The organism is Adhaeribacter rhizoryzae (assembly GCF_008629685.1).
Lineage (GTDB): Bacteria > Bacteroidota > Bacteroidia > Cytophagales > Hymenobacteraceae > Adhaeribacter > Adhaeribacter rhizoryzae.
Genome location: NZ_VWSF01000030.1, coordinates 1 through 25,859 on the forward strand (window position 1 = coordinate 1; position 25,859 = coordinate 25,859).

The 25,859-nt window shown below is 44.6% G+C and carries 25 protein-coding genes; 16 read left to right on the top strand and 9 right to left on the bottom strand.

All coding sequences use genetic code 11. From position 1 onward, the window contains the following. Positions 1-627 precede the first annotated feature (627 nt). From F0145_RS23690 to F0145_RS23705, 4 genes are all read right to left on the bottom strand, one after another. Complete coding sequence (locus F0145_RS23690; RefSeq protein WP_150092712.1) at positions 628-1,068, bottom strand: RrF2 family transcriptional regulator; 441 nt, start codon at positions 1,066-1,068, stop codon at positions 628-630. Positions 1,069-1,081: 13 nt separating this feature from the next. After that, entirely contained in the window at positions 1,082-2,506 is a 1,425-nt protein-coding gene (gene dnaA / locus F0145_RS23695; RefSeq protein WP_150092800.1) for a chromosomal replication initiator protein DnaA, read from the bottom strand. Positions 2,507-2,610: 104 nt separating this feature from the next. After that, the gene (locus F0145_RS23700) at positions 2,611-3,549 is read right to left on the bottom strand and encodes a bifunctional metallophosphatase/5'-nucleotidase (protein ID WP_150092714.1); all 939 of its coding nucleotides are present in this window, start codon (positions 3,547-3,549) and stop codon (positions 2,611-2,613) included. 22 nt (positions 3,550-3,571) lie between these two features. After that, on the bottom strand, positions 3,572-4,333 hold the full coding sequence (locus tag F0145_RS23705) for a 5'-nucleotidase C-terminal domain-containing protein (RefSeq protein ID WP_150092716.1): 762 nt from the start codon (positions 4,331-4,333) through the stop codon (positions 3,572-3,574). 200 nt (positions 4,334-4,533) lie between these two features. Here F0145_RS23705 and F0145_RS23710 point away from each other — a divergent pair, with 200 nt between their 5' ends. Genes F0145_RS23710 through F0145_RS23720 form a run of 3 tightly spaced genes read left to right on the top strand, consistent with a single transcriptional unit; the run spans position 4,534 to position 8,177 of the window. Further along, the gene (locus tag F0145_RS23710; protein ID WP_150092718.1) at positions 4,534-6,393 is read left to right on the top strand and encodes a carbamoyltransferase family protein; all 1,860 of its coding nucleotides are present in this window, start codon (positions 4,534-4,536) and stop codon (positions 6,391-6,393) included. Then, the gene (locus F0145_RS23715; RefSeq protein WP_150092720.1) at positions 6,393-7,799 is read left to right on the top strand and encodes a GDSL-type esterase/lipase family protein; all 1,407 of its coding nucleotides are present in this window, start codon (positions 6,393-6,395) and stop codon (positions 7,797-7,799) included. Before F0145_RS23710 ends, F0145_RS23715 begins: the two co-directional genes overlap by 1 nt. After that, entirely contained in the window at positions 7,800-8,177 is a 378-nt protein-coding gene (locus tag F0145_RS23720; RefSeq protein ID WP_150092722.1) for an SxtJ family membrane protein, read from the top strand. A gap of 4 nt (positions 8,178-8,181) precedes the next feature. Here F0145_RS23720 and F0145_RS23725 read toward each other — a convergent pair whose 3' ends face one another. Together F0145_RS23725 and F0145_RS23730 are read right to left on the bottom strand one after the other, a co-directional pair. Further along, on the bottom strand, positions 8,182-8,925 hold the full coding sequence (locus F0145_RS23725) for a DUF72 domain-containing protein (RefSeq protein ID WP_150092724.1): 744 nt from the start codon (positions 8,923-8,925) through the stop codon (positions 8,182-8,184). Between the two features lie 121 nt (positions 8,926-9,046). Continuing rightward, entirely contained in the window at positions 9,047-9,226 is a 180-nt protein-coding gene (locus F0145_RS23730; protein WP_150092726.1) for a hypothetical protein, read from the bottom strand. Positions 9,227-9,583: 357 nt separating this feature from the next. Here F0145_RS23730 and F0145_RS23735 point away from each other — a divergent pair, with 357 nt between their 5' ends. The 9 genes from F0145_RS23735 (at position 9,584) to F0145_RS23775 (ending at position 20,920) form a co-directional block, all read left to right on the top strand. After that, a complete protein-coding gene (locus F0145_RS23735) occupies positions 9,584-10,411 on the top strand; it encodes a LexA family transcriptional regulator (RefSeq protein ID WP_150092728.1) in 828 nt (275 codons plus the stop codon). A 318-nt stretch (positions 10,412-10,729) separates the two neighbouring features. After that, entirely contained in the window at positions 10,730-12,568 is a 1,839-nt protein-coding gene (locus F0145_RS23740; RefSeq protein ID WP_150092730.1) for a methylmalonyl-CoA mutase family protein, read from the top strand. Positions 12,569-12,843: 275 nt separating this feature from the next. Next, on the top strand, positions 12,844-14,985 hold the full coding sequence (gene scpA / locus F0145_RS23745) for a methylmalonyl-CoA mutase (RefSeq protein WP_150092732.1): 2,142 nt from the start codon (positions 12,844-12,846) through the stop codon (positions 14,983-14,985). Between the two features lie 37 nt (positions 14,986-15,022). Beyond that, the gene (locus F0145_RS23750) at positions 15,023-16,363 is read left to right on the top strand and encodes a DUF3472 domain-containing protein (RefSeq protein ID WP_223816223.1); all 1,341 of its coding nucleotides are present in this window, start codon (positions 15,023-15,025) and stop codon (positions 16,361-16,363) included. A gap of 47 nt (positions 16,364-16,410) precedes the next feature. Further along, on the top strand, positions 16,411-17,724 hold the full coding sequence (locus tag F0145_RS23755; RefSeq protein WP_150092734.1) for a PAS domain-containing protein: 1,314 nt from the start codon (positions 16,411-16,413) through the stop codon (positions 17,722-17,724). Positions 17,725-17,730: 6 nt separating this feature from the next. Continuing rightward, a complete protein-coding gene (locus F0145_RS23760; protein WP_150092736.1) occupies positions 17,731-18,084 on the top strand; it encodes a histidine kinase in 354 nt (117 codons plus the stop codon). A 446-nt stretch (positions 18,085-18,530) separates the two neighbouring features. Further along, positions 18,531-19,235 carry a response regulator transcription factor gene (locus F0145_RS23765; protein WP_150092738.1) on the top strand — a complete coding sequence of 235 codons (705 nt, stop codon included), beginning with the start codon at positions 18,531-18,533 and terminating at the stop codon, positions 19,233-19,235. Between the two features lie 89 nt (positions 19,236-19,324). Continuing rightward, positions 19,325-20,029: a hypothetical protein gene (locus F0145_RS23770; protein WP_150092740.1), complete on the top strand. Its 705-nt coding sequence runs from the start codon at positions 19,325-19,327 to the stop codon at positions 20,027-20,029. Between the two features lie 180 nt (positions 20,030-20,209). Further along, positions 20,210-20,920 carry a pirin family protein gene (locus F0145_RS23775; RefSeq protein WP_150092742.1) on the top strand — a complete coding sequence of 237 codons (711 nt, stop codon included), beginning with the start codon at positions 20,210-20,212 and terminating at the stop codon, positions 20,918-20,920. Positions 20,921-21,015: 95 nt separating this feature from the next. On the opposite strand, the gene F0145_RS23780 is transcribed toward F0145_RS23775, so the two are convergent. Next, positions 21,016-21,297 carry a hypothetical protein gene (locus F0145_RS23780; RefSeq protein ID WP_150092744.1) on the bottom strand — a complete coding sequence of 94 codons (282 nt, stop codon included), beginning with the start codon at positions 21,295-21,297 and terminating at the stop codon, positions 21,016-21,018. A 227-nt stretch (positions 21,298-21,524) separates the two neighbouring features. On the opposite strand from F0145_RS23780, the gene F0145_RS23785 reads away from it, so the two are divergent. The 4 genes from F0145_RS23785 (at position 21,525) to F0145_RS23800 (ending at position 23,583) form a co-directional block, all read left to right on the top strand. Then, the gene (locus tag F0145_RS23785) at positions 21,525-21,800 is read left to right on the top strand and encodes a DUF2798 domain-containing protein (RefSeq protein WP_150092746.1); all 276 of its coding nucleotides are present in this window, start codon (positions 21,525-21,527) and stop codon (positions 21,798-21,800) included. Between the two features lie 36 nt (positions 21,801-21,836). Further along, complete coding sequence (locus F0145_RS23790) at positions 21,837-22,412, top strand: AraC family transcriptional regulator (protein WP_150092748.1); 576 nt, start codon at positions 21,837-21,839, stop codon at positions 22,410-22,412. Positions 22,413-22,510: 98 nt separating this feature from the next. After that, the gene (locus F0145_RS23795) at positions 22,511-22,807 is read left to right on the top strand and encodes a hypothetical protein (protein WP_150092750.1); all 297 of its coding nucleotides are present in this window, start codon (positions 22,511-22,513) and stop codon (positions 22,805-22,807) included. Between the two features lie 236 nt (positions 22,808-23,043). Continuing rightward, a complete protein-coding gene (locus F0145_RS23800) occupies positions 23,044-23,583 on the top strand; it encodes a hypothetical protein (protein WP_150092752.1) in 540 nt (179 codons plus the stop codon). A gap of 80 nt (positions 23,584-23,663) precedes the next feature. Here the strand turns inward: F0145_RS23800 and F0145_RS23805 are convergent, their stop codons facing one another. Then, on the bottom strand, positions 23,664-25,196 hold the full coding sequence (locus F0145_RS23805; RefSeq protein WP_150092754.1) for a sulfatase family protein: 1,533 nt from the start codon (positions 25,194-25,196) through the stop codon (positions 23,664-23,666). Positions 25,197-25,414: 218 nt separating this feature from the next. Beyond that, a complete protein-coding gene (locus tag F0145_RS23810; RefSeq protein ID WP_150092756.1) occupies positions 25,415-25,816 on the bottom strand; it encodes a hypothetical protein in 402 nt (133 codons plus the stop codon). Positions 25,817-25,859 lie beyond the last annotated feature (43 nt).

Sequence of the window (25,859 nt, forward strand, 5' to 3'; positions counted from 1 at the left end):
GTTATGCAGCAGACGGTAGTAACTCCGCTGCTCGGCTTCGCTCGCACTTAGCTGATGTATCACCACACTTTGCTTTTCTATTATCTTTTCTACTACTTGCTTGACCCGTCGCTCTATCCGAATATTGCTAAATATTGCATCTGCCATTTACCCCCAACAGCTCCCCGCTCCATTTTGTGTCCTAATCGTAGCCCTAATTTAGGGAAGGAGTTCGGCCTACCCGTATTGTTGCGGATTTGCTTTGTTGGGAGGTTTAATGTTTAAATCTAATAATTATTTATGTTTAGAAAAGCCGTAGCTACGAAGCAGATTACAGCAGTTTGGGCGATGAGGGCCTTCTAAGGTTGTGGTGCGTAGCATTCCGACAATAGGAGGAAAACAAGCTTAGACAGCCCGAGTGACCAAACGGGGCCCCGCGGCCGGGAGTAAACTTATACTTATAAATTTAATTAGCACGTCAGCATTGAAAGATGGAATCTTTTAAAAGATAAAATTAAAAACTTAAGCTACTTATGGAATATCGTTAAAAGCATTAGCATTAGTAATAACTTACTTAAAAGCTAACACAAATATTGCCCCAATAAGGCACTACCAAAATTTAAACGAGGATAGAATATTGGGTGTAAGCTAAACTGATTCTTCGTTTACCAATACCTTTATTTTTTGTAAATCGGAAAGGTAAGTTGTATCCAGAATAGCCGCAGTAGCATCGCGCACCTTTTTCATTACTAGCCGGATTTCGCAGGTTTCTTCGTTCAGGCACTCGTCGCATTTGCGGTAATACAAATGACTTACGCACTGAATAGGTGCCAGTGGTCCGTCAATCATCCGCACAATATTGCCTACCGATACCTGTGCGGGGTCTTTAGCCAGGGAATAACCGCCATTTTTACCACGCGTACTTTGCAACACGCCCTGGGTTTTCAGATCTACCAGAATAGCTTCTAAAAATTTGCGGGGAATCCGTTCGGTGTTCGCAATTTCGGATATTAGGATAAGGCCTTTATCCGCATTTTTAGTTAAATACAGAAGTGCTTTAAGTGCGTATTTGGCCTTTTTCGAAAGCATAGCAAATTATTCCCTACCCTGCTTTAACTTTAAATTTCTTTTGCAACTCCTGAATAGAAGCTTTAAATTTTTTATCGGTATCTATTAAATCCGAAACGGTTTGCACCGAGTGAATTACTGTGCTATGGTCGCGGCCGCCAAAATGGTAACCAATAGATTTTAAAGAATGGCTCGTAAATTCTTTTGCAAAATACATGGCAACCTGCCGGGCCGTTACAATTTCTTTTTTCCGGGTTTTGGCTTTTAAAGAATCTACGGTTACTTCAAAATATTCGGCTACTGTTTTCTGAATAAAATCGAGGTTTACTTCGGCTTCCACATCTTCAATAATGTGTTTTAAAGCACCTTTTGCCAGTTCCAGATCAATTTCTTTCCGGTTCAGCAGCGATTGGGCCATGAGCGAGGTAAGTACGCCTTCCAGTTCCCGCATGTTGGTATCTACGGAATAGGCTAAATATTCTACTACGTTATCCGGAATATCAATGCCATCGGACTGCATTTTTTTCTGGATAATGGCCATCCGGGTTTCAAAATCCGGACTTTGCAAATCGGCGGTTAAACCCCATTTAAACCGCGATAATAAGCGTTCTTCCAATCCTTTCAGGCTGCGCGGCGGCAAATCCGAAGTCATTACGATTTGCTTACCGGCCTGGTGCAGGTGGTTGAAGATGTGGAAGAACATTTCCTGGGTTTTTTCTTTACCGCTCAGGAACTGCACATCATCAATAATTAAAATATCGACCAACAAATAAAAGTTGGCAAAATCCTGGATGGTATTGGTTTTTACCGATTCGATAAACTGGTTCGCGAATTTCTCCGACGAAACATACAACACAAACTTTTCGGGGTTGTTGCTTTTAATGTGGTTGCCAATGGCTTGTACCAAATGCGTTTTTCCCAGCCCTACGCCTCCGTAAACCATTAAGGGGTTAAAAGAAGTAGTTCCGGGTTTATTGGCTACGGCATAACCAGCCGAACGGGCCAAACGGTTGCAATCACCTTCAATATAATTATCGAAATTATAAGACGCGTTCAGTTGGGAGTTCAGGAAGTTCCGGTCGATGCTTTTGGACTCAAACGGATTTTTTAAAAAGTGCTGCTCCGGCTGGTACGAATTGGCAATAGCCTGCGGTACTTTTTTAGTAGGAATATTTACCGTTTGGGGTTTATTAAAATTATCGCCCCGGTCAATAATAATCTGGTATTCCAGGCGACCTTCGCTGCCCAGCTCCTGGTAAATAACTTTTTTTAATAAACCAACATAATGTTCTTCCAGCCACTCGTAAAAAAACTGAGTTGGCACCTGTATCGTCAGTACATTATCTTTCAAAGCAAAAGGCACAATCGGTTCGAACCACGTTTTGTAGCTCTGCTCGCCGATGTTGTCTTTAATTACTTGCAGACAATTCCGCCATACTGTCGCACAGTCTTTTACCATTACACTCACCTGATACCACGTATTAATTAAGCTTGAAGACTACCCGTTTACAAAGGGGGGGCTACAAAAATGTGAAAAATTTAGATAACAAAAAATTATTTTATTCAGGAAGTTTTTACAAGAGAACCCACCGGTACTACCGCACTGGCTACGCTGTTTTTGGTTTTGCTGCGCCGGTTAAATGTAAAATCCAACCGACCTAAAAACAATCCATCTTTTCCTACCTGGTTAATCAGCGTTTGGGTACCGTCGGCATGTGAAATTATTTTGGGCTCCGGCATAAACAAGTGCGAATGGCCGCCTAAAATTACATCAATACCGGCTACTTGATGCGCCAATTTCTGGTCGTTTACTTTTTCGGGCTCGTTCGTAAAATCGTAGCCTAAGTGCGATAAGCAAATTACTAGCTGGCATTTTTCTACTGCGCGCAGTTGTTTTACCATTTCTGCGGCGCGTTGCAGGGGATCGAGGTAAATAGTTTGACCGTAGTTCCGGGTATCTACCAATCCGGCCAGCTCAATGCCTAAACCAAAAATGCCTATTTTAATATTTTCTTTTTCAAAAGTTTTATAATCACGGAAACGGCCTTTCAGAACGGTACCGCTAAAATCGTAATTAGCCGTCAGGAATGGGAAACCCGCATTGGGTAACTGGCGCTGCAAACCGGCTAAACCGTTATCAAAATCGTGGTTACCCAAAGTAGCGGCATCGTATTGCATCTGGGTCATGAGTTTATACTCCAGTTCCCCGTCGAACAAATTAAAGTAAGGCGTTCCCTGCCAAATATCGCCGGAATCGAGCAATAACACATTTTTCTCCTGACTTCGGATTTGTTTTACCAGGTGCGCCCGCCGGGCCATGCCGCCCAAACCGGCATTGGGCCGGCCATCCATCGGGTAAGGATCGATGCGGGAATGCACATCGTTGGTATGCAAAATAGTTAACCGCACGTGGTCGGCGGCCCAGGTAGGCGTTGGTACACCCAGCAAACTTAATCCGGCAGCGCCGGCTACTGTATTTCTGATAAAATCTCTTCTGTTCATCTCCTAAATATTACCCGTTCGCCTACAGTATTTTTATCCGGCCGTCTACGCGCGCTTCAATGGGTTTATTCTGGGCGGTTAGCTGCCTGATATGCTTAATCAGGGCATCGCGCACCAGAAGGCCCGTTGGTTCCACTTTAGTGGCTTCCTTCAGTAAAAACAAATCATCGCCGCCGTTTGCCAGGTAATCAGACACCACTATGGTATAACTTTTAGCGGGGTCCAGGGGCTTACCGTTTATTTTAATATTAAGCGGTTTATCGTTTTTAATGGTAAAAGTCGCATTTTTTAATACCAGATTTTTAGATTGCGCACCGTGCACAAATAATTTCTGCAAAGTGGTACCGGGCAGGGTTAGCACCACCAATTCGTTCTCGAAAGGCGAAAGCTCAAATATATTGCTTAGGGTAACAGGGCCTTTTGGGATAGTAGCGCGTAAGCCACCGGTAGTCATCAAACTTAAATCAATTGGCTTTTGGTAAAGCGGCAGCACCTGAGCCATTTGTACATCGGCCACAAAATTACCCAACGCCGATTCGCCGTTATTTGCTTTCCGGAGTTCCTGCGCCGAATAACCCAACACCTCGTTCATTTGGCTTTCCAGTTTCTGCCGGTAAGGTGCAATCAGGGTTTCTATTTCGGGATTAACCGGAACACTGGCATCTACTTTTATATCGGTTTCGGGCGGAAGCTGGGCCGTAGGCACCAAGGCCGGCTGGCAGGCAACCAGGAATAAACTAAACCAAAAACTATAAAAAATATGCCGGGGGCGAAAAAAACGCATTAAACTAAAATTTATTAAAAGTTTACAAAATTAGGCTATTTTAGAAGCTTAGGCAAGTAATTTCAGCATCCAGCCGTTAAGCCCGAAAAGATTCCGGGAGTTATAAAGATAAAGAAGGCGTAAGCTTAATATATGCTATTGCGGCCAGACCAATTCTGCTACTTTAAGCAAAACCATTATCTTGCGCGATTATCAGGCCTATGAATATATTAGGAATATCCGCTTTTTACCACGATTCGGCTGCTGCCCTGCTGCAACAGGGGCAAATAATAGCCGCCGCGCAGGAAGAACGGTTTACCCGGCGCAAGCACGACCCCAGTTTTCCGCTGCAAGCCATTAAATATTGCCTGCATGAGGCGGCACTGCAGCTAAAAGACATTGAAGCCATTGCTTTTTACGACAAGCCTTTCCTAAAATTTGAGCGGCTCCTGGAAACCTATTATGCCTTTGCGCCAATGGGGTTACGGTCGTTTTTGACTGCCATGCCCGTGTGGCTGAAAGAAAAATTATTTCTGAAACGCTTATTACGAAAAGAACTCGCCAAAATAGACCCGATAGCTGCTAAAAAAATAAAATTATTATTCCCGGAGCACCACCTCTCGCACGCGGCCAGCGCTTTTTATCCGTCGGGCTTAACAGAAGCCGCTATTTTAACCGTAGATGGCGTGGGCGAATGGACTACTACTTCGCTGGCCCTGGGGCGCGGCCAGGATATTACTGTTTTGCAGGAGCTGCGTTTTCCGCATTCATTGGGTTTGCTGTATTCGGCGGTTACGTATTTTCTGGGCTTTAAAGTAAACGCCGGCGAATACAAGGTTATGGGCCTGGCGCCTTACGGCAACCTCCAGGCCGAAAGCACCCAAAACTACATTAGGTTAATTAAAAGAACTTTGGTGCAGGTACAGGAAGATGGCTCGATCTGGCTGAATCAGAAATATTTTAATTATGCCACCGGGCTTACCATGCTACCTGATATCAAATGGCAAAATTTATTTGGCTTTCCAAGGCGGTTACCCGAATCGGAGCTAGAACAAAAGCACTGCGATATGGCTTTGGCCATTCAAACGGTAACCGAAGAAATAATGCTGAAACTGGCCCGGGAAGTAAAGCGGCTAACGGGCGCGGCCGATTTATGCCTGGCCGGCGGCGTAGCCCTGAACAGTGTAGCCAACGGTAAATTACAAAACAGCGGGTTATTCCGGCATATATTTATTCAGCCGGCCGCCGGCGATGCCGGCGGCGCTTTGGGAGCCGCTTTAGCCGCCCATTACCTTTATTTTAAGCAAGAACGAACAATTACCCCCGGTCCCGATGCCATGCAAGGCACTTACCTGGGTCCGGCTTTCCCAAACTGGGCGGTAGCCGAAATAATAAAAAAATACCGGGCGGTAGCCGAAATAGTAAACGAAGAAGATTTAACAACCCGAACGGCTACTTTACTCGCCGCAGGCAATATTGTGGGCTGGTTTCAGGGGCGGATGGAGTTTGGCCCGCGGGCGTTAGGCAACCGGAGCATTCTGGCCGATCCGCGCAACCCCGAGATGCAGAAAAAATTAAACCTGAGTATAAAATTCCGGGAAAGTTTTAGGCCGTTTGCCCCCACCGTATTGGTCGAAGATGCACAGCAATATTTTCAGTTACCGGGAACTTCGCCGTATATGCTTTTAGTACAGCCCATAAAACCAAGCTTACGCCGCGCACTACCTAAAAAATTTAACAAATTAACGCTCACCGAAAAACTGTATTGCCAGCGTTCTGCGCTGCCCGCCATTACCCACGTCGATTTTTCGGCCCGCATCCAAACCGTTCACGCCGAAACCAACCCGCTTTTCTGGAAATTATTACAGGCTTTTAAAAAAATAACCGGCCACGGCCTGTTGGTAAATACCAGTTTTAACGTACGCGGCGAACCCATTGTGTGCACGCCCGCAGATGCTTATACCTGTTTTATGCGCACCCAAATGGATTATTTGGTTATGGGTAACTATATTTTTACCAAAGGCCAGCAACCCCCTTGGCCCGAGAAAACAGATTGGCAGAAACAATACGGACTGGATTAATGAAACCCGAACCCAATATTCGAAATATTGAAACCCGGTTGGGCGGCATTTGGGCTATTTTGTTAGCTTTATGCCTAAACCCCTGGCTGGTGGCTTACCTGCTCACGGCTGATGGCAAATTCGAGTCCGGGAAAGTACCTTTGGTTTTGGGCTTTATTTCGGCCACGCTCATATTATACGGCTTTTTGTCCTTGGCGCAAAAAATCCGGCTAAGTGCTGCTTTTAGCAAAATATTGCTGTTACTCGCCAGCGGCTTCATTGCTTTTTATTGCACGGTTTTGGCCGATCGGCTGATTGGCAAATTATTGCTACCACCGGCGCAAAACCTGATTTTCCCGGCTAATTCAGCGGTTACATATAATACCCCAGAGTTTAACGTTACGGCCCGTATTAACTCTTTGGGGTTCCGGGACAGGGAATATTCGCTGCATAAAGGAAATAAATTCCGGATAATCGTCATCGGCGATTCTTTTACTTTTGGCTGGGGCGTGAATATTCAGGACACTTGGGTAAAGCTCCTGGAAAAGAAATTTCAGAAAGAACATCCGGAAATTGAAATATTAAACTTAGGGCGGAGCGGCGGCTCTCCGGAAACCTACGAAGCAATAGCAGCCCAGGCGGTACCGGTTTTACAACCCGATTTGGTAATTATTGCGCTGCTCCAAGGCAACGATTTACAGCAACTACTCCCAACCACCGAAGCTGATACCACTACCGCGCCATCGCCCAAATTAAATTTAAGCCGGTTACTAAATATTGCCACCGCCAATGCGTACCCGAATATTTTACGGTTATTGACCGCTACAACTTTACAAACCGAAGTTAAACCCGTTTGGCAGGAGCAAGCCGCTTCTATTACGCAACACCTCACCCCTACCGAAAAAATTAGATTTAGAAAATTAGATGCTACTGCCAAACAGTTGTTTTTAAACGGCGAACTAAATCCGGACTTGATTTATAGCTTTCTGAAAGACCCGAAAATTTACCTGCACCTGCAGCAAACCACCAGTAAACCAGTAAAACAGGCCCAGCAAAAGCTTGCCCAACATTTAAATAATATCCGGGAATTAACAGTTCAGCACCACGCCCGCTTACTAACCCTAACCGTACCAAACAAATATTATCTTTGCGAAAAAGCTATGCGGGAACATACTAGTCTGGGTGTCGCTGTAGATCCAGCCATCATTCCGCGTAATATTCCGGATAGTTTAGTAATGGCGGTTACTAAAGCCATTGGTATTCCTTTTTATTCGGCCACGGACAAGATGCAAGCCTACTGCCCTACGCAACAATTATATTATACTTACGACAGCCATTTTACCCCTTTAGGCAATAAATTATTCTCGGAAGCTATATTTGCGGAGCTAAAAGAACCGGTAAAGGCTATTATGAGTAAAAGAAAATAAATGAATAATCTCTCCTTATCGCGCGAAAAGAAACTGGAAACAGCCCTGGTGCTGGTAGTAGGTTTGCTGGTATTACACGTAATATTTAAATACGAAAGTTTTTTGCTGGCGGCGCAAATTATTGGGGCACTATGTATTCTATCGGAACACGTGCTTACCCTGGTAGCCTGGGGCTGGACCAAACTGGCACTCGCGTTAGGTTACATTAACGGTATAATATTGCTTACCCTTATTTTCTTTCTGGTACTTTGCCCGGTGGCATTTTTATACCGGTTTAAAAACAAAGACCCGCTGCAACTGAAAAAAAAATCTTCCGGCTCTTATTTTATTACCCGCAACCACACCTACACGGCCCAGGATTTAGAAAAATTGTGGTAACCGCTTACATATTCTGGAGCATTTCCTGTAAAGTTTTGGCGTTCTGAATAGCGCTGCCAAACATGGTATTGTTAAAAAATACCCACACTTCTTTGCCATCGAGCAACCAATCGTTAATCATAAAAGCGTAGCGTTCCAGTTGCTCATCGGTATATAAAGAAGAATACAGGCGCTCGTCGCCGTGCAGCCTCAAATACACTGTTTCGTTGGTGGTAGTTTCGAGGTAAGGCCAGCGCTTGCCCGCACTGGCAATTACATAAGTAATATCATAATCGCGCAGCAAATCCAAAGCTTCTTCGGTTTGCCACGATTTATGCCGGGTTTCCAGCGCAAATTTGGTATAGGGGTATTTCTCCCGCAGGGTACGGTAAAAACCTTCGGCCACGGGCCGCTCAAACCGAAAACTACTGGCAATCTGAATCAACAAAGGCCCGAGCCGATCGCCCATGAGTAAATACCGGCTCATAAACTTATCCAGCGGTTCGTCTATGTTTTCGAACTTGCGTTTATGGGTTATTTCCTGGTTTAGTTTGGCACAAAACTTAAAAGTAGATGGGGTTTCGGTTAGCCATTTATCAATGGTTTTGGCCATGGTAAAATGGTAAAAGCTGCTGTTAACTTCGGTGCAATTAAAATGCTGGGCGTAAAAAGCTAAATATTCCGCCGACTTCATTTCTTCGGGGTAAAACAAGCCTTTCCAGCGATAGCTCCAGCCGGAGGTTCCAATAAACAAATTTGCATCTGCCATGGCCTAACCTACGGAAAACCGGTTCAAAAAGATAGCATCTAATTTTATAAGCCGGCCGGAATATTCTATCCGGCCGGGCTTGGGGTATTACAGGAATATAATTGGTTACTGGTAAAAATATTCATTCGGTCTCCTGTTTCTCTTGTTTTTTGTTGCTTATCGATTTTAATAAGCCCACCGCTAAGGCGGCAAATATGCTGTGTTCGGTATGAATGCCCCGCCAGATCACATCTATCCCAATTACCAGTAAAATAAAAAGAGCAGCACCGGTGGTCCAGGGGTTTTCTTTAAACTGTTTCATTGTTGTAAGCTTTTATGTTTAAGTGATAAAATTGTTTTTGTTAGCTGTTGCGCTTGGTTTACTGCCATTATTTGTTTTAAACCTGGTTGCCACATTTTATTAATATTTGGCTCTGCCAGTAATTTCTTTTACCAATATTTTGCTCATTCTTAGTGTACAAATATTCCGAATCAGGCTTTATAGCATATTTTAGAACCTGCTACCTACTGCCTGCCTTGTTCCCACGGCAAGCTGTTTTACTTTCTTATACATTTTCCGTATCATTGTATTACCACGTATATATACGTGCAATTACCACGAAAAGGCTATCAATTGCAATAAAAATTCGTGTAATTACCTAAATAATTCTTTAAGCAATTGAAAGAGAGGCTGCTAAAATTAATTGAAGCGTTAGGCATGAATGTGCTCAGCTTTAGCAAATACATTGGCGTAAGCGATGGTACTACCCGCATGTACACCACGCGCGGGAGTAAACCGGGTTCCGACTACCTGGAAAAGATTATTCTTGCAAATGATAGGATAAATATTGAATGGCTGCTAACCGGCCGCGGTGAAATGTTTCGCCCCGATTCTTCAACTCTAACTAAGCAAACGCCAGCAGCTACGGTAAAACCCAACCAGATCATCCATATTAACCAGGATAATGAAAACGGCATTATTATCCCGATGATCGATCAGAAAGCGGCCGCCAATTACCTCTCGGGCTATACTTCGCAGCAATATTACAACGAACTGGCGCATACCACCTTACCGCCTTACATGGCCAAAGGCGGCATTCATTTCTGGCTACAGGTTAAAGGCGACAGCATGGAAACTACTTTTTACGACGGCGACTGGCTGTTGTGTGAGCAGATTCCGCGGGAAAACTGGCTGGATTTAAAAGATTACGACGTGCACGTAGTTGTTAGCAACGACCGGGGCGTACAGGTAAAACGCCTGAAAAATCGCCTGAAAAAAGGTTTTATCCGGTGCCGTTCCGATAACCGCGCGCACAAGCCTTACTCGCTGGTGTACGACGATATTTTAGAAATATGGCGGGTAAAATGGTACCTCTCGAACTACATGCCCAACCGGAACGAAGATTTATTTAACAAAGTAGATGCCTTAGAAGAGAACCTGGAGGATGTGCGCACGCTAACCGAAAGCCTGATGAAGCAACTTCACGAAATACAACAGAAAAAATAACTTTTATTCCGGCTTTCATCTCCAAAGCCTTATTCTTAAACAATTTATTTATCCGGGTTAAGTTTGCTTTCTACCTCCGGCTACTTCAGCTATATTTCTAAAAATGTTGCCTTAAATATTGCTGCTTTTGCCAGCTGTTGAGTATTATTTAAATGGTTACGGCGGCCAATAAAGCCACTTTTATTATTTGGTACATGCGGGGGTGGTAGTTTAGTACGTTCGGAAGGTAAGCCGTTCTTAATTTAAGGCGGCGGCCTCATGCATTAACTTTAAGTAAGCCCGAAACGTTTACCTTTACAGCAACCCGTACTAAAACGCATGGAGCAGAAACAAAACCAATCGCTTCTTTTTAACCAGTTTGCCGCTGCTGCGGCCACCGATTGGGCCGAAAAAATTAAGAAGGATTTAAAAGGTGCCGATCCGGCTACATTAGCCTGGCATAGCGCCGAAGAAATAACGGTAAAGCCTTTTTATACCGCCGAAGATATTGTTGACCTACCCCAGTCCGAAACGTTACCGGGTAAGTTTCCTTACATTCGGGGCCATAAAACCAGCGCCAACCACTGGCATAATTTACAGGATATTTCGGTTACCCACGATAGCCGGGCGGCCATAGACAAAGCGCTACTGGCTTTAACCGGGGGTGCCGACGGCATTCATTTTAAAATAAACGACCCGAGTACCTTTGATTTTGCTTATGCCCTAACCCACCTGGATGTCCAAAAATATACGGTTTGTTTTTCGGTAACGCGCCAGCCAGCCAGCTTCTTAAAAAATTATGTTGCGCAGCTTAAAAATCACCAGATCTCGCCGCACGGTCTGAAAGGATTTATTAATATTTCGCAGCCTTTGGCTTCTGAAACCTGGCAACTCGAATTTAATCAGCTGGAGGAAATTGTAGAACTAACCAAAGACGCGGTAGGTTTTTACGGCATTACGGTTAATGGTGCCATATTTGGTAATCGGGGCGGCACCTTGGTACAGGAACTGGCTTTTACCTTAGCCGCCGCCTTAAATTATACCGATGAATTGGCTTCCCGTGGCATTCTGTTGCAAACCATTTTCCGGAACATGCAGTTTCTGGTGAGCACCGGCACCAATTACTTTTTTGAAATAGCTAAATTACGAGCCTTGCGCTGGCTTTGGTCGGGTATTGTAAAAGCTTCGGGCGAAGCCCCGGAATTTGCAGCTTACCTGCGAATACATGCCCAAACTGCTAGTTGGTTTGCCACCACCTTCGATCCGCACACCAATATTTTACGGGCCACCACCGAAGCCATGGCCGCCATTATTGGGGGCTGCGACTCGGTGGCAGTAGCGCCTTTTGATGCCACCTTTAACCAAAACAATCCCTTTGCCGAACGCATTGCCCGCAATATCCCGCTAATCTTACATCATGAGGCCTATCTCCACCAGGCCATCGACCCGGCAGCCGGCTCTTATTACCTCGAAACCTTAACCTGCGAACTCGCCGAAAAAGCCTGGGCCTTGCTGCAAGAAGTAGAACAACTGGGCGGTTACACCAAAGCCTTGCAAACTGGCTTTATTCAGGAAAAATTAAATAAATCCGCCGAAGAAAAATTCAGAAATATTGCTTCTGGCAAAGAAGTATTGGTGGGCACGAATAAATTCGCGAACCAGCACGAAAAAATAAATTTCGACGCCGAAGCCCTGTTGCACAGTGCAGCTTTTGATAATACCCGGGCCAGTTACCCGTTTGAAGTAATGCGCCTGGCCGCCATGCTGCATTACCAGAAAAAAAACGCCCGCCCCAAAGCCGTTATTGCCATTATTGGCCACGATATTCAGGAACACATTCACGCCGCTTTTGCCAAAGAGTTTCTCGATTGCGGCAGCTTCCAGACCGAGATTTTGCACTTCGATTCCGTAAAAGCAGCCTTAGAAAAATTGCTCTTTATAGATTGTAAAATACTCGTGTTTTCCAGCACCGAAGCAGAATATTCCCAATTCTCCCAGCATTATTTCGCCGCCCTGAAAAACCACAAACACCGGCCTATCCTTATTTTGGCTGCGCCGCCCGAAAACATGAAAGAAGAACTCGCAGATAATGGTTTCGATGCCCGTATTTTCCAGAACTGCAACGCTCCTTCTATTATTGGCCGCATTCAGGAAAGATTGTTTACGAGTGAGGTTTAAATATTAATTACTAATAAGACATAGATAGCTAGGCAAAACAGATTCCATATAGTAAATGTCATTCAGGAGGAAACTTTTTAGCCTATTTCAAGGGCAGTAGCTATGTAAAATAGAAGGATTAGAAAGTATAAATAAGACTACCTTGTAGGGAGGCTTTTGAATCAGTTAAATAGGTTCCTCCTGAATGACAAAAGTGAAAAGTATAATCATGAGAAGTAAAATTTAAAATACTCCTCATTCATAATTTTTAATTTCTAATTCATAATTAACAGAACGTGCAACCTGATTTTTCGAAGATAGATTTTAAAGAATTAACGGCGGGAGTAAATCCGCCCGGAGCCGCTATAAAACCGGAAACCTGGCAAACGCACGAGCAGATTCCGTTGCAGAATTTTTATACGAAGGAAGATACGACCAATTTTGAGCATTTAGGTTTTGCGGCCGGTTTGCCCCCGTATTTGCGCGGACCGTATAGTACCATGTACGTTAAAAACCCCTGGACCATCCGGCAATACGCCGGCTTTAGTACCGCCGAAGAAAGCAATGCCTTTTACCGCCGCAACTTAGCCGGCGGCCAGAAAGGTTTATCCGTCGCCTTCGATTTAGCTACTCACCGGGGCTACGATTCGGACCATCCGCGCGTAGTGGGCGATGTGGGCAAAGCCGGCGTGGCTATTGATTCGATTCTGGACATGAAAATATTATTCGACCAGATTCCGCTGGACCAGATGAGCGTTTCCATGACCATGAACGGGGCCGTTCTGCCAATATTGGCATTTTACATTGTAGCGGCCGAAGAACAAGGCGTAAGTCAGGATAAATTAAGCGGCACCATCCAGAACGATATCTTAAAAGAGTTCATGGTGCGCAACACCTACATTTATCCGCCGGAGCCCAGCATGCGCATTATTTCGGATATTTTTGCGTACACCTCGCAGCACATGCCCAAGTTCAACTCCATTAGCATCAGCGGGTATCACATGCAGGAAGCCGGCGCCACCGCCGACCAGGAACTGGCCTACACTTTAGCCGATGGGCTGGAATACGTGCGTACCGGTTTAAAAGCAGGTTTAAATATTGATGCATTTGCGCCGCGGCTTTCGTTTTTTTGGGCCATTGGCATGAACCATTTTATGGAAATTGCCAAGATGCGCGCGGCTCGTATATTGTGGGCCAAACTCATGCAGCAATTTCACCCTAAAAACGAAAAATCATTAATGCTGCGGGCGCACTGCCAAACTTCTGGCTGGAGCTTAACCGAACAAGACCCATTTAATAATATTGCCCGCACCACTGTAGAAGCCTTGGCTGCAGCACTGGGCGGCACCCAAAGTTTGCACACCAATGCATTAGACGAAGCTATTGCCTTACCCACCGATTTTTCGGCCCGGATTGCCCGGAACACGCAGTTGTATTTGCAGCACGAAACCCACCTAACCAAAACCGTAGACCCTTGGGGCGGCTCGTATTACGTAGAAGCGCTCACGCACGAACTATCGCACAAAGCCTGGGAATTAATTCAGGAAGTAGAAGAATTGGGTGGCATGGCCAAGGCTATTGAAACCGGTCTGCCGAAAATGCGCATAGAAGAAGCCGCTGCCCGCCGCCAAGCCCGGATTGATTCGGGAAAAGACGTAATTGTGGGCGTAAATAAATATCGTTCCAGTACGCCCGACGATTTCCCGATTGAAATATTAGATATTGATAATACCGCCGTACGCGAAGCCCAATTGCAACGCCTGCAATATTTAAAAGAGAACCGGCACCAGCCGGAAGTAGATGCTGCCTTAAATGCTTTAACCGAAGCCGCCCGCACCAACACCGGAAATTTATTGGCTTTGAGCATAGAAGCCGCCCGCAAACGTGCTACCTTAGGCGAAATATCAACTGCTTTAGAAAAAATTTACGGGAGACACAAAGCCGTGACCAGAGCCATATCGGGCGTGTATGCCGCCGAACTATCCGACGACGAAAACTTTAAAAAAGCCCAGGAACTGGCCAATAAATTTGCGCAACTGGAAGGTCGCCGGCCCCGCATTATGGTGGCTAAAATGGGCCAGGACGGCCACGACCGCGGCGCTAAAGTAATTGCCTCTTCTTTCGCCGATTTAGGTTTCGATGTAGATATTGGGCCATTATTTCAAACACCCGAGGAAGTAGCCATGCAGGCCGCCGAAAACGACGTGCACGTAGTGGGCATCAGCAGTTTGGCGGCCGGCCACAAAACACTGGTACCCCAATTAATTGCCGAATTAAGCAAGCTGGATCGCGACGATATTTTAGTAATTGTAGGCGGCGTAATTCCGGCGCAGGATTACGGGTTTTTAAAAGAGGCTGGCGTAGCCGGAATATTTGGTCCGGGTACGGTAATTAGTGTAGCCGCGCAGGAAATATTAGAGCGGTTAATGCAGGAGTAATCATTTCAACTTTTAAAAAATCAGAAAAACTGCTATAGTGAGAATAATTATTTGCAAGCTCCTCGTCCTCTTTCTTGTCTTAAATATTTACTTCCAGCAAAACTGCCATGCTCAGGCAAATACAAAAAAACAAGCTGCGCCCGCTTCTGCTACCGAAGTACCGCTCGGCGGCAATACCTGGAAATCCCAAACCGGTAAAGCGGGCGGCCAACTAGATAAAACCGGTATTACCAACTGGACGGACCAAAAAAACACTTTTACCACGTATGTACGGGTTGCAAAACCAGGCAATTTAAAACTTTGGCTGCGTTTACAAGTGCCCAATGGCAAAAGCCGACTTAGGGTTACATTACTGGGCAAATCCCGGGAAATAAATATTACCGGCAATTTACCCCAAGATTATTACGCCGGAGAATGGCAAGTAACAGCCCCCGGCTACCTGGCCATAGAAATAGCCGGCCTTACAAAAACCGGAAACCAGTTTGCCGAAGTAAGCAGTTTAAAACTTGTCGGCGAAGCTATAGACAATAATATGGCTTTCGTGAAAAACGACGAGGGCAACTTTTTTTATTGGGGTCGGCGCGGTCCATCGGTGCACCTGAATTATACGGTTCCGGAAAATATTACCGCCGAATGGTTTTACAACGAAATTACGGTACCGGCAGGCTCCGATGTGATTGGTTCTTATTTTATGGCCAACGGTTTTGCCGAAGGATATTTTGGCATCCAGGTAAATTCGCCCACCGAGCGGCGCATCTTGTTTTCGGTCTGGAGCCCTTACCAAACCGATGACCCCACTAAAATTCCGGAAGACCAGCGCATCAAGCTTTTAGGAAAAGGCGAAGGCGTGTACGCCGGCGCGTTTGGCAACGAAGGCTCGGGCGGGCAGAGTTATTTAAAATATAACTGGCAAGCCGGAACTACTTATAAATTTTTGCTGCACGGGCTACCGGCCCAGAATAATTACACCAACTATACTGCTTATTTTTATAATCCCGAAACGCAAAACTGGCAGTTAATTGCCAGCTTTAGCCGCCCCAAAACAAGTACTTATTTAAAACGCTTGCACTCGTTTTTGGAAAATTTTATTCCCGAAACCGGCAATATTACCCGCCAGGCGCAATTTAGCAACCAATGGATTTGTGACCCGCAAGGCCAATGGCTGGAACTAACCGAAGCCCGCTTTACCGGCGATAATACCGCTCGTAAAAATTACCGCCTGGATTACGCCGGGGGCTTACTAAATAATACTTTTTTTCTGCAAAACTGCGGTTTTTTTAATAAATATACGCCCCTGAGCACTACTTATAAAAGGCCCCAAACCAATAAGCCACCCCAGGTAAACTTAACGCAGCTGCCAGTTGTGGTCAGGCCTTAAAATATTACGGTAGCAGTTTGGTAACTTAAAAATACACCTTGCTTTAGATGTTAAATACCCCATTAGATTTACACGAATTTTTTATAAATATTCCGGAAGCCCTGGTAGCCATTGCCCCAGATTACACGGTGTTAGCCGCCACAAATAAATATTTAACTTTGGTTTTGCGCACCCGCGAAGAACTAATTGGCCGCAATTTATTAGAAGCATTTCCCAATAGCCCTTCCGACCCCGATTCTAAAAACGAGTCGCTGCTGCGTAAAGCCATTGACCAATGCTTTCAGGAGAAAAGAACCATTTCATTTGAAGTGTTGCGCTACGATATTGCCCGGCCCGAATCTGTGGGTGGGGGTTACGAAACGCGGTACTGGCAGGCCTCGCACACGCCCGTTCTCGACCAGGAAGGTAACGTAAAATATATTATCCGGCGCACAGCCAACGTAACCGAACGCGAATTAGCCAAACAAGCCCAACTGGAATCGGAAAACAAATTTAAGTTTATGACCGATGCGGTACCGCAACTTATACATACCGCCGATACGCAGGGCAATGTTACTTACGTGAACCAACGCTGGCTGGCGTATACCGGCTTAACAGAGCAAGAATTATTAGGAACGGGCTGGCACCAAACATTTCACCCCGACGACCTGGCTGCCGTGCACCGCAAAATGCTGGCAGCCTTACCCAATAACCAAGAGTTTCAGGCCGAAGTCCGGATTAAAAACAAAGAGGGCCATTACCGCTGGCATTTAACCAAAAGCTTGCCCCTGGTTAGTTTGGCGGGGCAAGTGCAGATGCGCGTAGGCAGCAACACCGATATTCATGACACCAAGTTAATGGTGCAGGAACTGCTGGCCAGCAATGAGCAAATGGCGCAGCTATCGGACCAGGTGCAACTAGCCCTGCAAAAAGCCGAAGCCGAACGCATAACGCTGGAACGCTTAATTATGCAGGCGCCGGCGTTCTTCTGCATTTTAAATGGGCCGGAACACCGCTACAGCCTTATTAACCCCGAATACCAGAAACTTTTTCCGGGTCGTGAATTATTACACAAAACCGTAGCCGAGGCCCTGCCCGAAATTGTAGAACAAGGTTTTATTCAGTTATTAGATAAGGTTTACCAAACCGGGCAGGATTTTGTAGCCGAAGAAGTACCCGTAAAAATTGGCCGGACTAACGTGCAAACCCTGGAACAGATTTATATTAACTTTACTTACCAGGCTATTTATAACGAAGCCGAAGCGGTAACCGGCATTTTGGTTTTTGGCTACGAAGTAACGCAGCAGGTTATTTTTCGGCAGAAACTAAAAGAACTTGGTTTTGCCGCAGCTACCAGCGCCCAACCAGATAAGGCTTTATAAAAGCGGATGAACATAGCCGAAATCGATTTTCAACAGCTTCGGATTAAGCATATTCTCTACAAATCTAAAGTACGCTCGGTGCTTTATGTTAACGGCGGAGAATATGCGGCTTCGTTTTTTACCACCAACAGCCCGGTAAACGAATGGTTTAACACGGTTGGCCGTAAATACCGCCACGAACCCGGCATGCAGGCCTTACTACAATTGCAACAAGATATGGACAACACCGCCCGCCAATTATTTAACCTGTATAAAGCCGGCAAAATAGACTTGGCCCAGCAGGGCCTCAGCACCATCGAAGAAAAATCTCAAAAATTTGTTTCTCTGCTTTTAGAGTTAGAGAATAAGTTGAAGGATTAAGAAGTACTCCTTCAATTTATTTTACCCTTAAACCTTTGCTCTGGAGAAACTTTTAGCTGTTAAGTTTTTAGTTGTATGGTCGAAGAAAAAGTTCCGGTTTACCTCCTGTTTAAATTCTTCCAGAAAGCTTATATCTAAATTACTGGAATTAATTCTGCTCAATGGTATAATGTAAAGTTGTTCGGGCAAGGATGGCTCTCCACCTACTCCTTCAGCAAAAGCTTCTCCACCTCCCATCCAAAAACCCGATCTAATTAGCAGCTATTTGCGGACTAAAAATTAAGTTAAATAATTTACAAGAGTACTTACCTTAAGAATAATCATTTAATAATCAGAGCCGTATTATCCCATTAACATTTATCCCCAAAAAATATAAAAATCAGAAAATTTAATTGTACTATATTACAGGATTAATAAAGTAAAAGCCGGAAATTAGAAGCAGCAGCATGCGTTCAACAGATTCTGACCAGAATAATATTACAATTACCCTACAGCAAAAAATACAAAATAAAATTACCGAAATAGCAGCCGTTGCCGACGACCTACCCGGCGTAATTATTATTCACGATATTAGAAGTTTGTCGGTGGTGTATATGTCGCCGCGCGGAACCAGTACGTTGGGGGTAAGTCTGGAAGAAGTAATTGCCTTAGGGCCAGATTACCACAAGGCGTTTTTTAATCCCGAAGAATCGCAGGAGTATGTACCCCAGATTATTGAATTTCTGCAACGCAACAACAACGCCGAAAGCTTGTCTTTGCTGCAGCAGGTAAAAGGCCCGCACCAAACAAACTGGACCTGGTATGCCTCCACCATGAAAATATTACTTTGGAACAAGGCCGACGAACCCGTCCTGACCATAACCATTGCTATTCCTATCGATACCAAACATCACATCTCGGCTAAAGTTGGCCGGTTACTCGACGAGAATAATTTCCTCCGCAAGCACTTTCACTTGTTTTCGCAACTTTCTAAAAGAGAGCAGCAGGTATTAAAGCTGTTAGCCTTGGGCAAAAGCGCCACCGAAATTGCCGATGCATTATTTATTGCCACCGCTACCGCCGAAACCCACCGGCGCAATATCCGGCAAAAACTAAACGCTGAATCGGCTTACGAACTTTCGCAGTACGCCCGGGCTTTTAATTTAATCTGAGCTACCTTAAATTATCTGTTTATTTGGCATGATGCTTGGATTTAACTAGTTCTGGATGAACTCGCTAAAATCCTCATCTGCCTACTAACATGAAAAGATTAATAATAGCGGCTGGTTTACTCTTTGGAGTTGCCCTGGCCCAAACCGTTACGGCCCAGGTAGCGGTAATAAATATTGGCAGCCAGCCGGTTTGGGGCCCGGTCGGGTACGATTACGTAGAATATTATTACTTGCCCGATATTGATATGTATTATCATGTGCCCACGCAGCAATACGTGTACCTGGTAAACCGGCGCTGGGTCTTTGCGCGGGTTTTGCCACCCCATTTGCGGGGTTACGATATTTACCGGGACTACAAAGTAGTAATTAACGAACCCCGGCCTTATTTGTACCACGACCGTTATCGCAAATATTACGGGCATTACCGCGGCAGCATGGGCCAGGCAATAATCCGCGACAGCCGCGATTCGCGGTATTTTGTTAATCCGGGGCATCCGGCTTATAACCGGCCCAACTATGCTTATCGCAACCAAAACCATTACCGCGACCAGTACGACAATCGTTACGAGCGTTACGAATCAAATAATCGGCGGCCAAACGACCGGAACAATCAACGCGAAGACCGGCGCAACGACTACCGAACCGAAAATAATAATCGTTTTCGCAGCGACAATGATAACCGCTATCGTAAGGATAATGATGCGCGGTTCCGGGATAATAACGAGAGTCGGTTCCGTAATAACCAAAACGACCGGGATAGGTTTAACTCCCGCAGCTACCGCGCGCGAGACTAATTCTGCGGTAATAGCTTATTTTTATTATTTGTTCTAAAAGCCAGGTTTTTGCCTGGCTTTTTTGTTTAAGGTTTCTTAATTTCTTAACCTGACCTTAAAACAAATTTACATACAACCAGTTAATTTAATGTCAGAGCTTACTAACATTCGTTAGCGAGATTATTTACACCAACGTTACTTATGAAAACCACTCTTATCCGAGCCAATGAACGGGGCTTAAAAGATCTTGGCTGGCTGCAAAGCAATTTATCGTTTAGTTTTTCGGGTTATCAAAATCCGGTACGGCAGGGTTTTGGCTTGTTAAAGGTGTTTAACGATGATTTTGTATATCCCCGAAATGGTTTTGGGCTGCACGCGCACCTGAATATGGAAATTATTTCGGTTATGCTGCAAGGCCGCATGAGCCACAAAGATAATTTGGGCTACACCGAGGTGGTAGAAAAAGACTGGGTGCAAATAATGAGCGCCGGCAGCGGCCTGCGCCACGAAGAACACAACGTAGGCGAAGAAGATGTGAATTTTCTGCAAATCTGGATAGAGCCCAAGCTGCAAAATATTATGCCCCGGTACCAGCGCCGGCAATTTCCGGAAGATAAGCGGCACAATAAATTAATTACCATTGTGAGTAACGAAGAGGGCCAGGCGCATTGCTGGATTAACCAAAACGCCCGCCTGAGTTTGGGCTATTATGAGCAAGGCCAGCATATTACTTATTCGCTTAACCCACTTAACCGCTGCATATTTATTTTTAATATTAGCGGCCAGCTAACCATTGCAGACGAAACTTTGCAGCCGCGCGATTCTCTAGGTATTTGGGAAACCGATACCATTGCTATTACTACCAACGCCGAATGTCGCTTTTTAATAGTAGACGTGCCCATTAATAATTAAAAAAGCCACCGTTGCGGGTGGCTTCCAAAGTAAAATATTAGCTACTGCTGAAAAATCGTCGGTTACCGGCAGGTTAATGCAGCAGCTTTTATTTTTTATTCTTTTGGTTTATCTACTACGCCATCGTTATCGCGGTCGCGGGCACCTGTATCACCATCGGTTCTTTCGTAAGCATTATCCATGCTTTCTAAATTCGAGGGGTCGGTGCTGGTAGGTTGGTTGCCCGAAACATTATGGTCGTTCGGATTTTTATCTTTAGCATCACTTTCTTCCACGTTGGTGTCTCCGGAATCGGTGCCGGTGCTGCAAGCGCCTACACTCAGGCCCATTACCAACGCAAAAGCCACCACCCGTATTTTTTCTGTTATAATTTTCATAGTTTCTAGGTTAGTTAATTCTGTTTTCAATAACCTTAAACCTTAAGGTTGGGAATATAATGGTACCCAATAAGGCTTAATTCCGTAGTTTACGCAAGGCTATACGCATAAGTTAAACAGGATAAAGGTAAAATAAACCAAAGTTTAGCTTCCGGCAATTTTAAAAAGGCTTACTCCTATTTATTCTATAATTTTGAAGCCGGTAAGCGCCCCCGAACTAAAAACAAATGGCTAAAAGCAGAAAACTACCCATAAAAAAACCATCTACCCGCAAACCGGCGAAGAAAAGCTTTGATAGGCGGGGGCTTTTACGCCAGTTACTCATTATTTTTCTGCTGAGCTTTTTTATCTCTACTGCCTTAATTATTTACTTATTCGGCATGACCGAAGATTTTTTCTCCCGTTTGTTCTCGTGCCTGCTGGTAGTTTTCCTATTTATTTCTAGTATGGTGCTGGGCATTATTCCGGCCATCAACTACTTGGGCAATAAATGGCTAAAATAGTTATTTTTGTAAAAGAAGTTAATAAGTTCAACCGCCGTGAAAAACGCTCAACTGCACATTAAAAATATGGTTTGCCCGCGCTGCATTAGTACCGTAACCCGGGTACTAACCGAAGCCGGTTTGCCCGTAGCAGCAGTTACGCTCGGCGAAGCCCAAATATTAGCACCCGAAACCAACATAGATTTTGATGCACTAAACCAGGCTTTACAGCAGGAAGGCTTTGAACTGATTTACGACCGCGAAACACAACTTTCCGAAAAAATAAAAAACCTGCTGATTCATTACCTCGAACATTTTCAAACCCATTACGAACCTGTTACAACTTCTGCTTTTCTTTCAGATAAACTAAACCTGCCTTACCAGCAGTTAAGCAAGGTATTTTCGCGCCAGGAAGGTACCACCATCGAGAAATATTTTATTCGCCTGAAAATTGAGAAAGTAAAAGAACTGCTTAGTTATAACCAGCTTACTTTAAGCGAAATTGCCTACCAGCTAAAATACAGCAGCGTGCAGCACCTCTCTAACCAGTTCAAAAAAGTTACGGGTTTCTCGGTAAGCGACTACAAAAACAGCACGGCTGCCCCCCGCACCTCACTCGATTCGCTTATTTAACCCAAGCCACCCATTTACCGGTTCATCTATTTTGTCCCTGTCGCGGTATCAAGCACAAAAAATATATAAGCAAAAATAACAGGTAATACCATTATCAAATGAATACTGCGCTTATAAATAAAACAAAGGCTGTACCTCCCATCCCGGTCATTCTGCAGAATGACTGTGGTGAGTGGATATTCGTTTGTTATTATTTTATTGTTTCTAAAGCGCAATTCCTAATTAATATCGGTATAAATACTAGCGCCCCTATTCCGCTTAAAACAGGAGGGAAGGTTCTAGCACCTTTAATTATATATGCTTTAATTTATCTGGCTATTTATTTCCGGGGAAGAACAATAAATATCCCAAAACCGGAAAAAAAACAATCAGCCTTTTTCCTGAATGCGCTTTAAAGTTAATATGACTTACTTTATTTCATCCTGCTTCTGTTATAAATTAAACTTCCTGGCCCTGTTTAAATAATTACGATAACTATTTGGCCTCTGATAAATTACCTGACCGAATATTTAAAAATATATTGGCTCAAATTTTGCAACAGCTTAGATATTTTCTATTTTACCACAAACGATACTTCGTTCGGTATTTTATTATTTACGTAAAAGGATTATATGAATAAACATTTACTTGCATGATAACTTATAAGCATCATAAAATATGGATACTGGCAGTTCTTCTGTTGTTGAGTACCGCAACCATCGCGCAAAATAATAAACCTACGCATGCTGCGGGACCGGCGCACGCGCACAAAGCAAACCACGGCGGCACGGTAAAATCGGCCGGCGATTACCACATTGAATTAGTAGACCGGAAAGACCAATATTATATTTATTTGCTGGATGCCTCCGAACACGCTGTTAGTTTAAAAGGGGTAACCGGACTGGCCATTTTGCGCGACGGCGACCGTACCGTGCATACCCAAAGCCTTAGCCCTACTTTTAATACCCATTTTGTTCTGCAAACCAAAGGCGTAGCGCACAGTGCCGTAATTATTAACTTTATGGTGAACAACCAGAATATTACGGCTAAGTTCGAGAAAGGCAGTACTGGCGCCAGCGCGATGAACTTTTTCTGCCCGCAAAAATGCACCGGCAGCGATAGTAATATTGCCGGCGTTTGCCCTAAATGCGGTACCGCCCTGTTAGATCGCCGGTTATTGGCAAAAGAATAAAGATAGCCTGCTTTTTTTGTGCTGAATTGTTACAGAAATTAATACTCACATTTTATCCTGCGCAGCAATAACCGGTTCTTTTACCAGGTACCTTTATTTATATGATCGTTTTTCTTATTCTGAATTCTTTTTAGCGGAATTTGCAGGCCATTGGTTCCTTCCAGCCAATCCCAGAGTTGGGTGTTTAAATCTTTGGCAATTTGCTGGTGCGCTGCACTTCGGATTAAATTATTTACTTCCAGCGGATCTTGGGTTAAATCATAGAGTTCGTTTATATCCCAGGTTCCGTGGATGCGGGTAAATTTATAGCGGTCAGTGCGAATGCTGTGCATGGTGGGCGTTTGCGGAAAAGCATTTTCCCAGTAATATTCGTAAAATACTTTATCGCGCCAGGGCACTTGCTGCCCCTGCATTAAAGGCAACGCCGAAACGCCTTGCATCTGCTTTGGTTTATTCAGGCCGGCCAAATCCAGAATAGTAGGCGCAATATCCAGGTTCAAAACCATCTGGTTTATTTCGGTGCCGGGCTTAATTAAACCGGGTGCGCGGGCCAGCAGCGGCACCCGCATCGATTCTTCGTAGGCGTGGCGTTTATCAATCAGGCCGTGCTCGCCAAATGAAAAGCCGTTATCGCCCATGTAAAATACCACCGTTTCCTCATCTAAGCCATTTTCTTTTAAATAAGCCAGCACCCGGCCAATGCTATCGTCTATGCCCAGCAACGTTTCGAGGTAATCCTGATAAAAGCGGTCGAAGTCGGTTTGGCCGTGGTACATGTAATCTACGCCGTGCCAGCTATAGCGCTGCGCTCGTACCCAATTCGGAATATCCTGGTAGTTAAACTTTAACTGATTGCCTTCGGGCATTTGCCACTTGCCTTTGGTAAACTGTTTACTCTGGGGCGTAGCCGTTATAAACATAGAAGCCGGGTATTGAATTTGAATTTGCTGGTAGCGCCCTTTGTGCCGCTTGGCCGCACTAAACTCCGCGTGGACTGTTTTGTGCGAGAGATACATAAAAAACGGCTTGTTCTTTTTCCGCTGCTGTAACCACGCAATGGCTTCGTCGGTTAAAACATCCGAAATATAGGCGCTATCGGTATATTGTTTTTGCTTACCATTAATATTAAGTTTAGGATTGTAATAAACACCCTGGCCCCGAAAACTGATCCAATGGTCGAAGCCCGGCCTTGGCTCGTCGCTGTCGCCGCCCATGTGCCACTTGCCCAGAAAAGCGGTTTGGTAACCAGCCTTTTGCAAATATTGCGGAAAATAAACCAGGCTGGCGGGTGCCGGCGCTTCGTTGTCTACTACGGTGTGCGTATGGGCATATTGCCCGGTTAAAATAGAAGCCCGGCTGGGCGAACAAAGCGCCGTGGTAACAAAAGCATTTTTAAAGTGAGCGCCTTCTTTAGCCAACCTATCCATATTGGGCGTTTGCAACCCGGGTACTTTCCCCATGAAACCCATAAAATCATACCGGTGGTCATCGGAGAGAATATATATAACGTTTTTAGGTTTGGTTTTAGCCGTAGCAATTTGTGGCAATATATGCCAGTAAACAGCCAGTAATATTAATAGTAGAGATAACTTCCGGAGTAACTGTTTTGTCATGTTTGCGGATATGTTAGCCGGTGGGTAGGCAATAATATTTGTTATTTTATACAATTACTGACGTTACGCTACACTCTAGTGGAATATTAAATTTTGGTATTTCTAATTCAACCCTGTCATTCAGGAGGAAACTATTTGGCTGCCTGCTAAATAATTTCCTCCTGAATGACAAGTGTGGGTTACTTAAACTTCCTTTTTTAAGGTTTGTATAAATTCAGTTACAACTTATACCACTCTATACTCTTTAACGGTGGCCGGCGGCCTTCATTGGTAGGCGCGTAATTTTTGGCGAGGTAGTCTAATATTTCGGGTTCGGCTTTGCCCAGGTCCCACAAGCCTTGGGTTTGCTGCATCCACCTAATAGTAGCCAGCCAGCCGTCGCGGGTAGCACGTTTATCGGTTATGAGTTTTGGCGAATGGCAGCGCACACAATTTTGCTTTACCAAAGTGTACCCAGGGGCCATAATTAAACCTGTTTGTTTATCCACCGAATCAGCCACTACTGTAAACGCCAGCGTATAGGCATTATTAATAGTAGGCTGCTGGCGCGATAAACTGGTATTAATGCTCAAAACCAACAACACTAAAAAAACAACTACCCCCACCCCTGCCTTTTGCATTCCTTTAAAAGATTTATTCAATATTTTATTCACCTTAAATTAT